Here is a 1472-nt window from a genome sequence, read left to right as displayed (position 1 = left end):
CCGCAGGCTCCTGCTAGTCAAGACGGAAGAGGGACGGGCGAAGAGCAAACGAGCGTGGAAGCACCGAGCCCTTTACGTGAAAGACGTCGGAGATCGGACATGGATGGGGCGGCTCACCATTTGCAACTGAAGGCTTTATTCATTTGGCACGATTGGTGCAGCGAATGATCCGCAAACGTTGCGCGCGACCGATATAATGAGAGGTGAGCGCCATCAGGATTCCTGCGGTTAACGGGTCCACTCGGTCTTACGGTGTTGGCCGCCGCGCGGGCGCCAGGACTCCGGCCATCCCGATAGTCACCAATCCAATCTGCGGAGGACAGGAGGCAAGATGACAGCGACAGTCAGCACGAACTCGAATTTGAAATGTTTGGCCAAAGCAACTGCCATCGCCTTGCTCTGGACGGTCACGGCTACATCGGCGGACGAAGGTATGTGGATGCCGGGCCAGACTGCGGAAGTGTGCGCGGCCATGCGCGCGGATGGGCTCCAGATCGATCCCGCCCAGCTGGGCCGTCTAGACGCTGACCCGCTCAACGCGATCGTATCACTGGGCGGATGCTCCGCCTCGTTCGTCAGTCCACAAGGGCTGGTCGCAACCAATCATCATTGCGTGTTAGAATCCATCCAATACCACAGCAAGGAGGGCCAGGACTATCTCACAGACGGCTTTCTGGCGAAGAGCCCTGGGTGAAGAATTGCCCGCGGCGCCAGGCAGCCGCATCTATGTGATCGAGGACATGCGGGATGTGACCGCCGAAATGCTCAAGAGCGTCTCGGACAAGCTGAACGGGTTTGCCCGCTATGAGCGGCTCGCCACGAACAAAAAGGCCCTGATCGCCGCATGTGAAGGACAGCCCAATCGCCGTTGCGACGTATTGCGGCGTCTCCTACTATCTCCTCCAGAAGCTCGAAATTGAGGACGTGCGCCTCGTCTATGCGCCCGCGCTCGGCATCGGCAACTTCGGCGGCCAAACGGACAATTGGATGTGGCCGCGTCACACAGGCGACTTCGGCTTCTATCGCGCCTATGTCGCTCCTGATGGTTCCTCCCGGCCATATGCGCGCGACAATGTTCCTTACCGGCCGAAGAGCTGGCTACGCATAGCCCGTGAAGGCGTCAAGGAAGGCGATTTCGTGATGGTCGCCGGCTTTCCCGGCGCAACCCACCGGTTCCTCACGGCGGATGAAGTTCGGTTCAACTTCGCGCAATTCGAACCGCGGTTCAGCGTTCGCTCTCGGATTATGCCGCCCAGATCAACCAGGCAACGGCAGGCAATGGTGACGCGCAGATCCGCTACGCCTCCATCCTGCGAGGCGTACAAAACTCCGCCAAGAAGCTGGCGGGCGATCTCGCCGGCGCCGACGCGATCGGGCTCGACGCGCGCAAGGCCACCCAGGAGAAAGCTTATCGCGACTGGATCGCTGACGATCCCGCGCGGCAGGCGCGCTATGGCACAGCAATCCGCGAA

General features: G+C 60.7%; 3 protein-coding genes. All 3 read left to right on the top strand.

Annotation, left to right across the window (positions count from 1 at the left end; all coding sequences use genetic code 11):
- The first annotated feature begins 331 nt into the window (after positions 1-331).
- Positions 332-694, top strand: coding sequence for a S46 family peptidase (locus tag X773_RS78915; RefSeq protein WP_023680976.1), 363 nt, complete (start codon positions 332-334; stop codon positions 692-694).
- Positions 695-698: 4 nt separating this feature from the next.
- Positions 699-920: a S46 family peptidase gene (locus X773_RS78910; protein ID WP_245274906.1), complete on the top strand. Its 222-nt coding sequence runs from the start codon at positions 699-701 to the stop codon at positions 918-920.
- A gap of 291 nt (positions 921-1211) precedes the next feature.
- A partial coding sequence (locus X773_RS79240) for a S46 family peptidase (protein ID WP_348625964.1) occupies positions 1212-1472 on the top strand: 261 nt, incomplete at its 3' end.

The sequence above is a fragment of the Mesorhizobium sp. LSJC280B00 genome, from assembly GCF_000502835.1.
In the GTDB taxonomy this organism is placed as follows: domain Bacteria; phylum Pseudomonadota; class Alphaproteobacteria; order Rhizobiales; family Rhizobiaceae; genus Mesorhizobium.
The sequence above is the reverse complement of the archived record's forward strand: the minus strand, read 5'-3'. Positions and strand labels throughout refer to the sequence as shown.